Annotated in this window: 14 protein-coding genes, 1 other RNA gene and 1 pseudogene; 8 read left to right on the top strand and 8 right to left on the bottom strand. The window is 62.2% G+C overall.

The window, feature by feature from the left end; genetic code table 11:
- Positions 1-24: 24 nt before the first annotated feature.
- From gcvT to DK870_RS27655, 7 genes are all read right to left on the bottom strand, one after another.
- Entirely contained in the window at positions 25-1,107 is a 1,083-nt protein-coding gene (gcvT, locus tag DK870_RS27685) for a glycine cleavage system aminomethyltransferase GcvT (RefSeq protein ID WP_161550270.1), read from the bottom strand.
- Positions 1,108-1,264: 157 nt separating this feature from the next.
- Positions 1,265-2,881, bottom strand: coding sequence for an iron ABC transporter permease (locus tag DK870_RS27680; RefSeq protein ID WP_161550269.1), 1,617 nt, complete (start codon positions 2,879-2,881; stop codon positions 1,265-1,267).
- A 90-nt stretch (positions 2,882-2,971) separates the two neighbouring features.
- Positions 2,972-3,976 (bottom strand): extracellular solute-binding protein, encoded by a 1,005-nt coding sequence (locus tag DK870_RS27675; RefSeq protein WP_161550268.1) that lies wholly within the window; start codon positions 3,974-3,976, stop codon positions 2,972-2,974.
- Positions 3,977-4,071: 95 nt separating this feature from the next.
- Positions 4,072-5,289 (bottom strand): 2-octaprenyl-3-methyl-6-methoxy-1,4-benzoquinol hydroxylase, encoded by a 1,218-nt coding sequence (locus DK870_RS27670; RefSeq protein ID WP_162843548.1) that lies wholly within the window; start codon positions 5,287-5,289, stop codon positions 4,072-4,074.
- Positions 5,290-5,350: 61 nt separating this feature from the next.
- Positions 5,351-6,538, bottom strand: a complete 1,188-nt coding sequence (gene ubiH / locus DK870_RS27665) for a 2-octaprenyl-6-methoxyphenyl hydroxylase (RefSeq protein ID WP_060753564.1) — start codon at positions 6,536-6,538, stop codon at positions 5,351-5,353.
- Positions 6,535-7,857, bottom strand: a complete 1,323-nt coding sequence (pepP, locus tag DK870_RS27660; protein WP_060753565.1) for a Xaa-Pro aminopeptidase — start codon at positions 7,855-7,857, stop codon at positions 6,535-6,537. Before pepP ends, ubiH begins: the two co-directional genes overlap by 4 nt.
- A gap of 20 nt (positions 7,858-7,877) precedes the next feature.
- On the bottom strand, positions 7,878-8,435 hold the full coding sequence (locus DK870_RS27655; RefSeq protein WP_060753566.1) for a YecA family protein: 558 nt from the start codon (positions 8,433-8,435) through the stop codon (positions 7,878-7,880).
- A gap of 138 nt (positions 8,436-8,573) precedes the next feature.
- Here DK870_RS27655 and DK870_RS27650 point away from each other — a divergent pair, with 138 nt between their 5' ends.
- The 4 genes from DK870_RS27650 (at position 8,574) to DK870_RS27635 (ending at position 9,994) form a co-directional block, all read left to right on the top strand.
- Complete coding sequence (locus DK870_RS27650; RefSeq protein WP_003177365.1) at positions 8,574-8,783, top strand: TIGR02449 family protein; 210 nt, start codon at positions 8,574-8,576, stop codon at positions 8,781-8,783.
- Positions 8,780-9,097, top strand: coding sequence for a cell division protein ZapA (locus DK870_RS27645; RefSeq protein WP_003176812.1), 318 nt, complete (start codon positions 8,780-8,782; stop codon positions 9,095-9,097). The genes DK870_RS27650 and DK870_RS27645 overlap by 4 nt, the downstream gene beginning before the upstream one ends.
- A gap of 30 nt (positions 9,098-9,127) precedes the next feature.
- A non-coding RNA gene (ssrS, locus tag DK870_RS27640) (6S RNA) lies at positions 9,128-9,306 on the top strand.
- A 58-nt stretch (positions 9,307-9,364) separates the two neighbouring features.
- Positions 9,365-9,994: a 5-formyltetrahydrofolate cyclo-ligase gene (locus DK870_RS27635; protein ID WP_161550278.1), complete on the top strand. Its 630-nt coding sequence runs from the start codon at positions 9,365-9,367 to the stop codon at positions 9,992-9,994.
- Between the two features lie 9 nt (positions 9,995-10,003).
- On the opposite strand, the gene DK870_RS29475 is transcribed toward DK870_RS27635, so the two are convergent.
- Positions 10,004-10,147: a hypothetical protein gene (locus tag DK870_RS29475; protein WP_090368070.1), complete on the bottom strand. Its 144-nt coding sequence runs from the start codon at positions 10,145-10,147 to the stop codon at positions 10,004-10,006.
- Between the two features lie 195 nt (positions 10,148-10,342).
- Between DK870_RS29475 and DK870_RS27630 the strand changes: the two genes are divergently transcribed.
- The 4 genes and pseudogenes from DK870_RS27630 to DK870_RS27615 all read left to right on the top strand — a co-directional run bounded on the left by DK870_RS27630 (position 10,343) and on the right by DK870_RS27615 (position 15,659).
- Positions 10,343-10,792: an EVE domain-containing protein gene (locus DK870_RS27630; RefSeq protein ID WP_060753568.1), complete on the top strand. Its 450-nt coding sequence runs from the start codon at positions 10,343-10,345 to the stop codon at positions 10,790-10,792.
- A gap of 69 nt (positions 10,793-10,861) precedes the next feature.
- Positions 10,862-11,827 (top strand): annotated as a pseudogene (locus DK870_RS27625) (HlyD family secretion protein).
- Entirely contained in the window at positions 11,824-14,541 is a 2,718-nt protein-coding gene (rbbA, locus tag DK870_RS27620; RefSeq protein WP_161550267.1) for a ribosome-associated ATPase/putative transporter RbbA, read from the top strand. Before DK870_RS27625 ends, rbbA begins: the two are co-directional and overlap by 4 nt.
- On the top strand, positions 14,541-15,659 hold the full coding sequence (locus DK870_RS27615; RefSeq protein ID WP_090368062.1) for an ABC transporter permease: 1,119 nt from the start codon (positions 14,541-14,543) through the stop codon (positions 15,657-15,659). Before rbbA ends, DK870_RS27615 begins: the two co-directional genes overlap by 1 nt.
- Positions 15,660-15,698: the final 39 nt, after the last annotated feature.

Below are 15,698 nucleotides of genomic sequence, written 5' to 3'. Positions count from 1 at the left end.
GGCCTTCGGCCTGCCGGAAATAGGTTAGATCAAGGTTTTGCCATGGCGCACGAAGGTCGGCTTGACCACTCGAACCGGGTACCACTTGCCGCGGATTTCCACTTCGGCCCGATCGGCGGTGGCCGTCGGTACACGCGCCAAGGCAATGGATTTACTCAGCGTAGGAGAGAAACTACCACTGGTGATCTCTCCTTCGCCAACATTGGCGATACGAACCACTTGATGAGCGCGCAAAACCCCGCGTTCCTCCAGCACCAGCCCGACCAGTTTGAACTGCACACCTGCGGCTTTTTCCGCCTCCAGTGCCGCACGGCCGATGAAATTGCGCTCGACAGGCTCCCAGGCAATGCTCCACGCCATATTGGCCGCGAGCGGTGAAACGTCCTGGTGAATATCCTGGCCATACAGGTTCATACCGGCTTCCAGGCGCAACGTATCGCGGGCGCCAAGACCGATGGGTGAAATGCCGGCGCCGACCAGGTCGTTGAAAAAGCCCGGAGCCTGATCGGCAGGCAGGACAATCTCCAGGCCGTCTTCGCCGGTATAACCCGTGCGGGCAATAAACCAGTCGCCGTCGGCCTGGCCCTCAAAGGGCTTGAGCTGGTGGATCAGGTTGCTGCGGGACTGGGTCACCAGTTCGGCGATTTTCTGCCGGGCATGCGGGCCTTGGATAGCCAGCATGGCCAACTCGGACCGCTCTTGCAGCTGCACCGAAAAATGCCCCAACTGCGCCTGCATCCACGCCATGTCCTGGTCGCGGGTGGCGGCATTGACCACCAGCCGGTAACCGGTTTCGGTGCGGTAGACGATCATGTCGTCGACCACCCCGCCCTGCTCGTTGAGCATGGCGCTGTACAACGCACGGCCGCTGCCGTGCAAACGATCCACATCATTGGCCAGTAAATACTGAAGCCATTCCTTGGCCTGACGGCCTGTGACATCGATCACGGTCATATGGGATACATCGAACACCCCGCAGTCGCGTCGCACCTGGTGGTGTTCTTCAACTTGCGAACCGTAATGCAGAGGCATATCCCAACCGCCAAAATCGACCATTTTCGCGCCGAGGGCGAGATGCAGGTCATACAGAGGCGTACGCTGTCCCATGGGTTTCTCCTTCCGGGCTTGGCGAAGGTGCGCGGAGCAGCTATTCGCGCCTGAACGCCTTGAATTACAAGGCCCGCAGCCACGTCCAGCGACCCGCTCCGAAAGACGAAGCGCACCGAATGCCGCGCATTGTAGCCGCAAGCCGGAGTACTGACACCTAACCGATTTGCCTCGCAGACCTGCGGATCAGCCCAATCACCGGCAAAAGGCCGACCAGTACCAGCGTCAGTGCCGGCAAGGAGGCCCGTGCCCATTCGCCCTCGCTGGTCATTTCAAAGATGCGCACCGCCAAGGTATCCCAGCCGAACGGGCGCATCAGCAAGGTAGCGGGCATTTCCTTGAGGACATCCACGAACACCAGCAGTGCTGCGCTCAACGCCCCGGGCAGCAATAACGGCAGATACACTTTGAAAAACAGTCGCGGGCCACCGACGCCAAGACTGCGCGACGCTTCCGGCAACGATGGGCGTATTCGCGCCAGGCTGCTTTCCAACGGCCCGTAGGCCACCGCCAGGAATCGCACCAGATACGCCAACACCAACGCCGACAAACTACCCAGCAACAGCGGCTTGCCCGCGCCACCCAACCAGCCCGACAGCGGCACCACCAGCTCGCGGTCCAGATAACTGAACGCGAGCATGATCGACACCGCCAGTACCGAGCCCGGCAAGGCATAGCCGACATTGGCCAGGCTGATGCCGGAGCGAATCGTTCGTGTCGGTGCCAGACGGTTAGCGAAGGCCAGGATCAACGCCACGCTGACCGTTATCAGCGCCGCAATGCCCCCCAGGTAGAGCGTGTGAACAATCAGCCCGGCGTAGCGCTCATCCAGGTCGAACCGGCCTCGCTGCCAGAACCAGGCAATCAGTTGCAGCATCGGAATCACAAACGCGCAGGCGAACACCAGCATGCACCAGCCGCTGGCCGCCAGAGCCTTGAACCCGTGCAGCTGATACAGTGCCTTGCCCCGCGGCCGCTCGTTGCTCGGTCGACTCGCGCCACGGGCGCGCCGTTCGCCGTAGAGCACCAACATGACGACCAGCAACAACAAGCTGGCAAGCTGTGCCGCGCTGGACAGGCTGAAAAATCCATACCAGGTCTTGTAGATCGCGGTGGTGAAGGTGTCGAAATTGAACACCGATACCGCGCCAAAATCCGCCAGTGTCTCCATCAGGGCCAAGGCGACGCCGGCGCCAATCGCCGGCCTGGCCATGGGCAACGCCACGCGCCAGAACGCTTGCCACGGCGACTGCCCCAACACGCGCGCGGCCTCCATCAAGCCTTTGCCTTGGGCGAGAAACGCGGTGCGCGCCAGCAGGTAGACATACGGGTAGAACACAAGCACCAGCACGATAACCACACCGCTGGTGGAACGCACCCGTGGCAGGCGCAAGCCCGCGCCGAACCACTCACGCAACAGCGTTTGCAACGGGCCTGCGAAGTCCAGCAGGCCGACAAACACAAAGGCCAGCACGTAGGCGGGAATCGCAAAGGGCAGCATCAGCGCCCAGTCGAGCCAGCGGCGTCCGGGGAATTCACACAGGCTGGTCAACCACGCGAGGCTGACACCCAGCAGCGTCACGCCAACACCCACGCCCAGCACCAAGGTCAAGGTATTGCCCAGCAGGCGTGGCATCTGGGTTTCCCAGAGGTGGGACCAGATCTGCGGGTCGATGCTTTGCCAGGACAACAGCAGCACGCTCAGCGGTAGCAGCACCAGCGCCGCTACGGTGAAGACCGGCAGGTACCAGCGGCGTTGGGCGGGGTGGGCCAAAATCAGTGCTCAGTCAATAAATTGCATGCCATCACCGCAGTTCGATGTGGGAGGGGGCACCCCCTCTCACATTTGCAACTGCGATGCCGTTCAGTTCCAGCCGGCGCGATCCATCAACCGAATGGCCTCGGCCTGACGCTTGCCCGCCACTTCAACCGGCAGGGTGTCCGCCACGAATTTGCCCCAGGTCGCCACTTCGGCCGAAGGTGGCACCGCCGGGTTGGCCGGGAATTCCTGGTTCACATCCGCAAAGATCTGCTGAGCCTCGGGCGTGGTCATCCATTCCACCAGCGCCTTGGCCGCTTCCGGGTGGGGAGCATGCTGGGTCAGGCCGATGCCCGACAAGTTCACATGCACGCCACGGTCGCCCTGGTTCGGCCAGAACAGTTTCACCGCCAGGTTCGGGTTCTGTTTATGCAGGCGGCCGTAGTAGTAGGTGTTGACGATACCCACGTCGCACTGCCCGGCGTTGATGGCTTCGAGCACGGCAATGTCATCGGAGAACACGTCGGTGGACAGGTTGTTGACCCAGCCCTTGACGATTTCTTCGGTCTTGGCCGCGCCATGGGTTTCGATCAACGTGGCGGTCAGCGACTGGTTATAGACCTTCTTCGCCGTGCGCAGGCACAGGCGGCCTTCCCACTGCTTGTCGGCCAGGGCTTCGTAGGTGGTGAGGTCGCCCGGCTTTACCCGGTCGGTGGAATAGGCGATGGTCCGCGCGCGCAGGCTCAAGCCGGTCCAGGTGTGCTTGGACGAGCGGTATTGCAGGGGAATGTTCTTATCGATCACCGGGGAAGTGAACGGTTGCAGGATGCCCATTTGCTCAGCCTGCCAGAGGTTGCCGGCATCGACGGTGAGCAGCAGGTCGGCGGTGGCATTTTCACCTTCGGCCTTGATGCGCTGCATCAACGGAGCCTCCTTGTCGGTGATGAACTTCACCTGCACACCGGTCTTCTGGGTGTAGGCGTCGAACACCGGCTTGATCAGCTCGTCGATGCGCGAGGAGTAGACCACGACTTCGTCGGCGGCCTGCACGGTGGTACTGCCGATGAGGGTGAGTGCCAGGGCAGTCAGGAGGCGCTTGGGTGCCGACATGGGTGCGGTCTCTCATTTGCAAAAAGAGGGCAAATGATAAGGACTCACATTTGGTAGCGCTCAGCGGAGGCGTTACCAGATGTTGCACATCGGCCTCAGGGCCTGGCCAGCTCCGGCAGATCTCCGCTCAATCCCAAAGCCTGGCGCACAAACACCGCCTTGGCCTCAGGCATCTGATCGACCATTTTCAAGCCTGCATTACGCAGCCAGCGCAACGGCAACTGGTCGGCCTGGAACAACCGCTCAAACCCTTCCATCGCCGCCATCAGCGCGAGGTTATGCGGCATACGCCGACGCTCGTAACGACTGAGTACCTTCACGTCCGCCAGACGCTCACCACGCTCGGCGGCCGACAACAACACTTCGGCCAGCACCGCTGCATCGAGAAACCCCAGGTTCACGCCCTGCCCCGCCAGCGGGTGGATCACATGGGCCGCGTCGCCGATCAATGCCAGGCCTTCGGCTACGTAGCGCTTGGCATGACGCTGGCGCAACGGCACGCAGACACGTGGGTCGGCGCTGACCACCGTGCCGAGACGCCCTTCAAAGGCACGCTCCAGCTCACGGCAGAAGCCTTCATCATCCAGCGCCATCAGGCGTTCAGACTCAGCCGGCGTCGTTGACCAGACGATCGAACACCAATCCTCCTGCCCATCACGCACCAAGGGCAGGAACGCCAGCGGTCCGGTATCGGTAAATCGCTGCCACGCCGTGCGCTGATGCGATTGGCTGCTGCGCACGCTGGTGACGATGGCGTTATGCAGGTAATCCCATTCACGGGTCGGCGTGCCGGTCAGGCGGCGCACGGCAGAGTTGGCGCCATCGGCGGCGATCACCAGTGGCGCACGCAACGTGCGGCCGTCGGCCAGGGTCAGCAGCCAGTCATCGCCGGAGCGGCGCATCTGTTCCAGGCGCGCATTGGCCAACAGGCCCAGGTCGCAGTCATGCAGCCGGTCGAGCAAGGCATCCTGAACCACGCGGTTCTCGACGATATGCCCCAGTACGTCAGCGTGCACGCTGGCCGCCGAAAAGTGGATCTGCCCCGTACCGCTGCCATCCCACACCTGCATCTCGCCGTAAGGGCTGGCACGCCGTTCGACGATGCCTTCCCACACGCCAAGTCGCTCGAGAATGCGCTGGCTGGCGGCCGACAACGCGCTCACGCGAGGCTCGAAGGCCGCCTCAAGGTCGAACGGCTTGACACTCAGCGGGCTGCCGTCGAGCAACAGCACCTGCAGGCCACTGCCCTGCAACGCCAGCGCGAGCGCGCTTCCGACCATTCCGGCCCCGACAATCAGCACATCTGCGCGCATGTCCATGCTTTAAGCCTTGTCTCGTGTGCGGCACAGGCCGCGAATAAAGAAGTGGGCCGGTTCAAACATCGGGACGCGTGCCCAGCCCCATGGCCTGGCGGGCGAACCAGCGTTTGGCCGGTGGCAGTAGATCCAGCCCCAGCAGCCCGAGGTTGCGGCCCAAGGCCACTACCGGTTGTGCGCTGCCAAACAAACGCGTGACCTGGTCGGAGAAGCCCACGGTCAGGTTCTGGTCCAGGCGCTGGCGCTCGCGATAGCGCTGCAGGGTCGCCAGGTCACCCGGTATCGCCGGCCCGGCCAACAACGCCTCGGCCAGGGCACTGGCATCGCGCAGGGACAGGTTGAACCCTTGCCCGGCGATCGGGTGCAGGCTGTGGGCGGCATTACCGAGGATGACCAGGTGCGAACGTACCTGCTCTTCGGCCTCCACCAACGTCAACGGGTACAGGTGACGGGCGCCGACTTGCTTGAGGGTGCCCAGGCGATAGCCGAACACGCCCTGCAGCTCGCTCAGGAAACTGCGCTCGTCGAGGTTGGCCAAGCGCTGGGCGTCCATGCCAAGCCGCGTCCAGACCAGTGCGCAACGGTTGTCCGGCAACGGCAGCAGGGCCATCGGGCCTTCATCGGTGAAGCGTTCGAAGGCCTCGCCGTTGTGAGCTTCGCTCGGCGTGATGTTGGCGATCAAGGCGCTCTGGTTGTAGGGGCGGGTTTTGACCCCGATGCCCAGTTGCTCGCGCAAACCGGAGCGACCACCGTCGGCCAGCACCGCCAGGTCGCATTCCAGCACGGTCTCATCGTTAAGCGTCAGGCGATAGCCGTCGGGCAGCGGCTCCAGGCGGGTCACTTCCGCCGGGCAGCGCCAGCTGATCACGTCTTTGTCCAGACCTTGCCACAGGCATTGGCCGAGCCAGGCGTTTTCCACCACGTAACCCAGGGCAGGCACGCCCTCCTCCAACGCGGACAACCGCGCGGTGGAGAAACGACCACGGTCCGACACGTGAATCTGCTTGATCGGCTCGGCGCGTCGGGAGATTTGCTGCCACAGGCCCAGGCGCTGATAAATCTGCCGGGCACCAAACGACAGCGCCGATGAACGCGCGTCATAGCTGGGTTGGTAAGTGTCACCGGGGGCGAACGGCTCGATCAGCACGATCTTCCAGCCCCGTGCCTTGGCCCCGGCCTGCAGGGCCAGCGCCAGGCTGGCACCTACCAGGCCGCCACCGATAATCGCCAGGTTGACGCGGCTCATCGGGCAGCCGCCATCAACGCTTCGATGTCAGCGACGGTCTTGGGTACGCCGCCGGTCAGGATTTCACAGCCTTGCTTGGTCACTACCACGTCGTCCTCGATGCGTACGCCAATGCCACGCCACTTCTTTGCCACGTTCTGGTTGTCCGGCGCGATATAAATCCCCGGCTCCACGGTCAATGCCATGCCGACTTCCAGCACACGCCATTCACCGCCCACCCTGTATTCGCCCACATCGTGCACATCCATGCCCAGCCAATGGCCGGCGCGATGCATGTAGAACGCGCGGTAGGCCTCGCTGGCGATCAGTTCATCGACATCGCCCTGTAACAACCCCAGGTCCACCAGCCCCGTAGTGATGACGCGCACCGTCGCCTCATGGGCCTGGTTCCAATGCTTGTTCGGCGCGATCTCGGCAAAGGCGGCTTCCTGGGAGGCCAGCACAATTTCGTAGATCGCCTTTTGCTCGGGCGAAAACTTGCCGTTGACCGGCCAGGTGCGGGTGATGTCACTGGCATAGCAGTCGATTTCGCAACCGGCGTCGATCAGCACCAGGTCACCGTCCTTGAGCAGTGCGTCATTGCGCTGGTAATGCAGGATGCAGCTGTTGCGCCCGGCGGCGACGATGGAGCCATAGGCCGGCATCTTGGCACCACCCTTGCGGAACTCGTAATCCAGCTCGGCTTCCAGGCTGAACTCATACAAGCCGGCGCGACTGGCCTGCATCGCCTTCACGTGGGCCGCACAGGAGATACGTGCAGCCTCACGCATCACCTTAACTTCTGCCGCCGATTTATACAGGCGCATGTCGTGGAGCAGATGATCCAGGGCAACAAATTCGTTCGGCGGCTGCGCGCCCAGGTGCGCTTTGGAGCGGATCACGTTGATCCACTCCATCAGGTGCCGGTCGAACTCGGCGTTGCTGCCCATGGCCGAATACACCCGGTCGCGGCCTTCGATCAGGCCGGGCAGGATGTCGTCGATATCGGTAATGGGAAAGGCGTCGTCGGCGCCAAAGTCACGCACTGCGCCTTCGGTGCCGGCGCGCAGGCCGTCCCACAATTCGCGTTCGGCATTGCGCTCGCGGCAGAACAGCACGTACTCGCCGTGCAGGCGACCGGGCATCAGCACAATCACCGCTTCAGGCTCGGGGAAGCCGCTCAAGTACTGGAAGTCGCTGTCCTGGCGGTATATGTGTTCGACATCACGGTTGCGGATCGCCACGGCGGCGGCCGGCAGGATCGCGATGCTGTTGGGTTCCATCTGCGCCATCAGCGCCTTGCGGCGCCGGGCGTATTCCGCTCTGGGGATATGAATCATGGGCAGATGGGCGTCCTTTCTTAATGCAGCGAAGGCTTGGGGGCAGCCGGCTCAGCGGACTTGCGGGTCTCGGTGAACAGCAGCAGCGGTGCGACGCGCAGGTATTCCATCACTTCCATATAGTCGCTTTCACCGTCTTCGGACTCTTCCAGGGCGTCTTGCACCTGGGAGATGGCTGCCAGGTCCTGCAGCACTTCCTTGGCGTCGGTGCTCAACTCCAGGCCGGCGGCGTTGACGCCAAAACCGTGGAGGAAGCCTTGGCACCATTGGCCCAGCGCTGCAGCGCGCTCGGTGAGTGGCGCGTCGTCGGTCGGCAGCAGCAGCACCACGGTGACATCGTCTCCCGTCAGCTCGCCCTTGACCATTTCCTGCAGGCCGATCAGCGCGTTGCGCACGTTATCTTCTGGCTCTTTCTCCAGCAGCTCGGCCACATCGGCCAGCCAATTGTCCGCGTCAAAGCCGACACCTGTGCAGCTGCGGCCCACCAGCACACCGTGCAGTTCGGCAGGCGAGCAAGGATGACCGCTGGTGCTCAGCAGTTTGGAAAAAGCATCATACGGGGAGTTCTGAATAGGCATGGTGAGCTAGGCGCCAGCCGGCGCAATGTCTAGAATGAAGCGCTGTATCCTAGCACCGGCAGACGTACCAAGACTATCGAGGGCGTCAGATCGTTTATCCTGAAGTTGCCATTCATCAGACAAATCCAGTGGAACCCAATGGAAGACACCGACCTGCAAGCGCTGATGGCCAGACTCGAACTGCTAATTGATCGGGTCGAGCAACTTAAGAGTCAAAACGGACTCCTATTAGCTCAGGAAAAGACCTGGCGCGAGGAACGCGCTCACCTCATTGAAAAAAACGAAATCGCCCGGCGTAAGGTCGAATCGATGATTTCGCGCCTGAAGGCCCTGGAGCAAGACTCATGAGTTCAAGCAATAGCGTAACCGTGCAGATCCTCGATAAAGAATATTCGATCATTTGCCCCCAGGAAGAGCGCAATAACCTGGTGAGCGCCGCCCGTTACCTGGATGGCAAGATGCGTGAGATCCGCAGCAGCGGCAAAGTGATCGGTGCCGACCGTATCGCGGTGATGGCCGCGCTGAATATTACCCACGACTTGCTGCATAAGCAGGAACGGCCTGACGTACAGGCCAGCGGGTCGACGCGTGAGCAGGTGCGTGACCTGCTGGAACGCGTTGATCTGGTGCTTTCCAGCGATTCGGACGCACCCAAGGGCTGATTGACGCCTCGGTTTAAGGTATACTCGCCCCACTCCCTGGCGTGTTTGCCAGTCGGCGATGTCCCTGAGCCGATTCGCACTACCCTGGAAGTTGCACGTTGGGCTGGTGTGCATGTCCGCTAGACGGAAAGCCTTAAAGCCTACTGCTTCTTCCACCTTGAACTTTCGGGTTCAAGGGCTAAGTCGACAGCGGCTCTGTCGGGGAGCCTGAATTCCCAAACTCAATGCCAGTCTCAGGACTGGCATTGTTTTATGAGCCGAAAAACCATGACCGAACCTGCGCCGCTTTCCCGTCCGCAACTTCGACGCATGTTGCGCAAGGCCCGCCGCGAACTATCGCCGAGCGAGCAGCGCAAGGCCGCCCATGGCTTGTATCGGCAACTGGCACAGCATCCGCTGTTTCGCCGGGCCAGGCATATCTCCTTGTATCTACCGACAGACGGCGAAATCGATCCGCGCTTGCTCTTGCGCGCCGCTCAGCGTCGGGGCAAGGCTACCTATCTACCGGTACTCAGCGCCTGGCCACGGACCAAAATGGTGTTCCAGCGTGTGCGGCCTGGGGATAAGTTGTCGCCTAATCGCTTTCGCATTCTTGAACCGCAAGTGAATGCCAACCGCCAACGCCAGGTCTGGGCGCTGGATCTGGTGCTGTTACCGCTGGTGGGGTTCGATGATGTGGGCGGGCGCCTGGGCATGGGCGGTGGGTTTTATGATCGCAGCCTGGCTTACCTGTCGCGCCGTCAGAGCTGGCGCAAGCCGACGCTGTTGGGGCTGGCCCACGAATGTCAGAAAGTCGATCGCCTGACGCAGGCAAGCTGGGATGTGCCGCTGGCGGGCACCGTCACCGATAGGCAGTGGTATGTCGCGCAAGCGCCGCTGCAAACAGCGACGCCTTGAAAGGAAGGGTTAACGCTTGAACGGTTGCTGCTGAGCCAATTCAATCGGCGCATCGGTCTTGTTCGACCACAGGCTCTGGGCATATCCCGTGGTCACGACGCCCAGACCAAACAAAATAACCAAAATCCATAGTAAATCCGGTTTACGTTGCATCGACTGCCCCCCTTCAGGCACCTCGTACACGATGACAACAACGTTCCAAAGTAGTCCGTTGCAGCTGCGTCAAGCTTTAAAAGGCGGCATTCTGCGGTAACGTGAACCAACACGCAAACCTTGACGCCAACCGACTGTCGGTTTGTCATGGAATTGCCTGACAACTTGCCCAATGCCTTTTTCAGGAGCCTAAAAATGGCCTATTGGCTGATGAAATCCGAGCCCGATGAACTCTCCATCAACGGCCTGGAAAAGCTCGGCGAAGCCCGCTGGGACGGGGTGCGCAACTATCAGGCGCGAAACTTCCTACGAGCCATGGCCGTGGGCGATGAGTTTTTCTTCTACCACTCCAGTTGCCCCGAGCCGGGCATTGCCGGCATCGGCAAAATCATCGAAGCGGCGTATACGGACCCGACGGCACTGGAACCGGAAAGCCACTATTTCGACGCCAAGGCCAGCGCGGAAAAAAATCCGTGGAGCGCCATCAACGTCGCTCACGTGAAAACCTTTCCCAAAGTACTGAGCCTCGGTTACCTGAAACAGCAAGCGGCTCTTGCCGAACTGCCATTGGTGCAAAAAGGCAGCCGGCTTTCAGTGATGGCCGTCACGCCTGAGCAATGGGCCGCCGTGATCAATCTGCTTTAACTGACCGGCATCAAGTCCTCGCCAGGGCACACCGGTCACACTAGGACGTTAATGCCGCAGGATGCAGCCATGTCAACGAACCACACTCTGTCGCGCCTGTTTGCCAGCGCACTGATAGCCCTGCTGATCGGTGCCGGTAGCTTCGGTTACTGACGCTCCACCCAGGACCGCTTGCCCGCCGGCTTGAGCATGGGCAACGGTCGCCTGGAATCCACCGAAGTGCAGATCGCCGCCAAGATCCCCGGACGCCTGGCCGAAGTGCGGGTGGATGAAGGCGACAAAGTGCTCAAAGGCCAACTCCTGGCGCGCATGGATACACGCACCCTTGAAGCCCAACGCGCCCAGGCCGAAGCCGAAGTACTGCGCGCCAAGGAAAACTTCGCGGCCGCCGAGGCCAACGTGCAATTGCGCCAAAGCGAGCAACTGCTGGCCAACCAGGAACTCAAGCGTACCCAGGAGCTGTACAAGCGGGGCTTCGCCAGCAGCCAGTTGATCGACCAACAGCAGGCGCGCCAAAACACCGGCAATGCTGCCGTGATTGCCGCACAAGCCCAGGTCAACTCAGTGAAGGCCGCCATCGGCGCCGCCGAGGCCCAAGTCGCCCAGCTCACCAGCGAGATTGACGACAGCAGCCTGCGCGCGCCCATCGACGGGATTATTCAGCTCCGCCTGGCCGAACCTGGCGAAGTGCTTGGCGCGGGTGGACGCGTGTTGTTGCTGATCGATCCGAATGATCAGTACATGAACCTGTACCTGCCCGCCTCCGTCACCGGGCGCCTGACCGTCGGCAGTGACGCACGCATCGTGCTCGACGCCCTCCCTCAGCAACCGCTGCCGGCAACCATCAGCTTTGTTGCCGCCAAATCCCAGTTCACCCCCAAAGAGGTGGAAACCCGTGACGAACGCCAGAAGCTGGTGTTTCGCGTCAAATTGCGCCTGACCCAACCCAGTGCCGTGCCCCAAGCCAAACCAGGCATGCCCGGTGCCGGCTATGTGCGCACCGCTGACATCGCCTGGCCGGCCAATCTGCAATGACCGGCCTGGCGCTGCATGCCACGGGGATCAACCACCGCTACGGCAAGCAACCGGCACTGGTCAACATCGCCTTCAGCCTGCCCGCCGGCACCCGCTGCGGGTTGATCGGCCCGGATGGTGCCGGCAAATCGAGCCTGCTGGGGTTGATCGCCGGAGTCAAAAAACTCCAGGAAGGCCAACTGGAAGTACTCGGCGGCTCCATCGAAGACCGCCGCCACCGTAACAGCCTGTACCCGCGCATCGCCTTCATGCCCCAGGGCTTGGGCGGCAACCTGTACCCCGAGCTGTCCATCAACGAAAACATCCGCTTCTTCGCCACGCTGTTCGGCCTGTCGCAAGCCGATTGCGAACAGCGCATGCACAACCTGCTGCTGGCCACCGACCTCGCACGCTTCGCCGAGCGCCCCGCCGGTAAACTCTCCGGCGGCATGAAACAAAAGCTAGGCCTGTGTTGCGCGCTGATCCATGACCCGGACGTGTTGATCCTCGACGAACCCACGACGGGCGTCGACCCACTGTCACGCCGACGCTTCTGGGAACTGGTTGAAACCGTACGCAGCGAACGCCCACAACTGACACTGCTGGTGGCCACGGCCTACATGGAGGAAGCCGAGCAGTTCGAACACTGCCTGATGCTTGATCGCGGCAAGCTGATTGCGGATGGCCTGAGCCGCGAGCTGGCCGCCGCCACGCCCAGCGGCAAACTGGACGATGCGTTCACTCACTTCCAGGGTCACAGCGCCCACGACAACCAGCCGCTGGTGATTCCATCGCGTGCAGGCGACAACGCCGCAATCGCCATCGAAGCCCACGACCTGACCCTGCGCTTCGGTGACTTCACTGCCGTCGATAAAGTCAGTTTCGCCATCGGTCGTGGCGAGATTTTTGGCTTCCTCGGCTCCAACGGCTGCGGCAAGACCACCACCATGAAAGTGCTCACCGGGCTAATGCCGGCCACCGAAGGCAGCGCGACGCTGCTGGGCAACCCGGTGAACGCCAAGGACCTGGCGACCCGCAAGCGCGTGGGGTTCATGTCGCAAAGCTTCTCGCTGTACGGCGAACTCAGCGTGCGGCAAAACCTGTTGCTTCATGCGCAATTGTTCGACTTGCCCAAGGCCGACAGCGGCCCACGCATTGATGAACTGATCCAGCGCTTCGACCTGGGGGAGGTGGCCGAGCAACCTTCCGGCGAATTACCCCTCGGCCTGCGCCAGCGTTTGTCGCTGGCCGTGGCGGTGCTGCATCGCCCTGAAGTGCTGATCCTCGATGAACCGACCTCGGGCGTCGACCCGGCCGCCCGGGATGACTTCTGGCGGCTGCTGATCGAGCTGTCCCGGGAGCAGGGCGTGACGATCTTCCTGTCCACCCACTTCATGAACGAAGCCCAGCGCTGCGACCGTATTTCCCTGATGCACGCGGGTAAAGTGCTGGCCTGTGACACACCGCAGGCACTGCAACAGCAGTTCCACGGCGACACCCTCGAAGCGGCCTTCGTCACCTGCCTGGAGCAGGCCCAAGGTGGGCCGGAACCCACTGCGCCCAGCGCCACCGTCAGCGAAGCCGGCGCGCCGCCCGTCAGCAAGCGCGGTTTCAGCCTGGCCCGGCTGTTGGCCGTGGCCAGCCGCGAAGGCAAGGAGTTGCTGCGCGACAAAGTGCGCATGGCCTTCGCCCTGCTCGGGGCGATGTTCATGATGGTGATCTTCGGCTACGGCATTTCCCTGGACGTGGAAAACCTCGCCTTCGCCGTCTATGACCAGGATCAGAGCCCACAAAGTCGCGCCTACCTGGAAGCCTTTCGCAGCTCGCGCTACTTCGCCGAACAAGCGCCGATTCACGACGCCAACGAACTGCACCGGCGCCTGCAACGCTCGCAAATCAAACTGGCCCTGGAGATCCCACCCGGTTTTGGCCGCGACCTCTATGCCGGGCGTCAGCCCACGGTGGCCGCCTGGCTCGATGGCGGCATGCCGTTTCGTGCAGAAACCAGCCGCAACTATGTAGAGGCGGTGCACCTGGGCAATCTCCAACAGTTGGCCGAACTGAGCAGCCTGCCCCGGGGTAACCAGGCCGCGGCCAAGCTGGAAACGCGCTTTCGCTACAACCAGGACGTGGTCAGCGTCAATGCCATCGGCCCAGGGGTGATGGCACTGATTCTGGCGTTTATCCCGGCCATGCTCACGGCCCTGGGCATTGTGCGCGAAAAAGAATTGGGCTCGATCACCAACTTCTATGCCACGCCCCTGACGCGCCTGGAGTTCCTGCTGGGCAAGCAGGCACCGTACCTGGCCGTCAGCCTGGTCAACCTGGCGCTGCTGGTGGCGATGAACCGTTGGCTGTTCGGCGTGCCCTTCAAGGGCAGCGGTGTGGCCCTGGCATTCGGCGGTTTGTTGTATGTGCTGGCCACCACCAGCATGGGTCTGCTGATTTCTGCGTTCACCCGCACCCAGATCGCGGCGATCCTCGGCACCATGATTATCACCAGCCTGCCGACCATCCAGTTTTCCGGGCTGATCGTGCCGCGTTCGTCCCTGGAAGGCGCGGCCGCGCTGATGGGCACGCTGTTCCCGGCGGGACACTTCCTGGACATCGCCGTAGGCACCTTCACCAAGGCCCTGGACCTGCGCCAGTTGTGGCCGCAATGCCTGGCGCTGTTCGGGTTTTTCGTCGGGTTCACCGGGTTGAGCCTGATCATGCTCAAGAAGCAGGAGGCCTGATGCACAGGTTCGCGCATATCCTGCGCCTGGGGATCAAGGAACTGACCAGCCTGCGCCACGACAGCGTGCTGCTGTTGTTTCTGTTCTACGCCTTCACGGTGGCCATCTACATGCCCGCCGCCGGTTCGGTGATCGGTGTGCATAACGCCAGCGTGGCCATTGTCGATGAGGACCACAGCGCGCTCTCGCGGCAGATGGCCGAAGCGTTGCAGCCGCCCGAGTTTCAGCCGCCTGTGCCGTTGGCCTACGATCAGTTGGACAAGGTCATGGATAGCGGCGCGTATACCTTTGTGATCAATGTGCCGGCCAACTTCCAGTCGGACCTGTTGGCGGGTCGCCAACCGGACATCCAAGTGAACGTCGACGCCACGGCGATGAGCCAGGCATTCATGGGCGCAGGCTATATCGGCAGGATTTTCCAGCGTGAATTGCAGCGCTACAGCGACCAGGCCAATGCCGCCGGCAAGGCACCGGCGCAGCTGACCACGCGCGCATTATTCAACACCAACCTGGAAGGTGGCTGGTTCCTGGCGGTGATCCAGATCGTCAACAACATCACCATCCTCGCCATCGTATTGACCGGCACCGCGCTGCTGCGTGAGCGCGAACACGGCACCCTCGACCATTTGCTGGTGCTGCCACTGACCGCTCTGGAAATCATGCTGGCGAAAATCTGGAGCAACATGCTGGTGGTGGTGCTGTGTACCTGGCTGTCCGTGGAATGGGTGGTCAAGGGCCTGCTCGGTGTGCCGCTGGCCGGTTCCCTGAGCCTGTTCCTGCTGGTCACGGCGCTGTACCTGTTTGCCAGCACCGCCCTGGGGATTTTTCTCGCCACCCTCGCCCGCTCGACGCCCCAGTTCGGCTTGCTGGCGATCCCGGTGATCATCCCGATGCTGCTGCTCTCCGGTGGCAGCACGCCGCTGGACAGCATGCCCGAATGGTTGCAGTGGGTGATGCAGGGCTCGCCGTCAACGCACTTTGTGAGCCTCAGTGCGGCGATCCTGTTCAGGGATGCCGGCGTGAGCGTGGTGTGGCCGGACCTGTTGGCACTGGCGGGAATCGGGCTGGTGTTCTTTGCGGTGGCGTTGGCCAGGTTTCGTAAAAGCCTGGCCTCCTGAGGCGCCTGTACCGCCGTCATCGGGGGCAAGCCCCCTCCC

Origin of the sequence: Pseudomonas sp. Q1 (assembly GCF_009935975.1) — a bacterium.
In the GTDB taxonomy this organism is placed as follows: Bacteria; Pseudomonadota; Gammaproteobacteria; order Pseudomonadales; family Pseudomonadaceae; genus Aquipseudomonas; species Aquipseudomonas palleroniana.
This window is presented reverse-complemented; position numbering and strand designations above follow the sequence as displayed.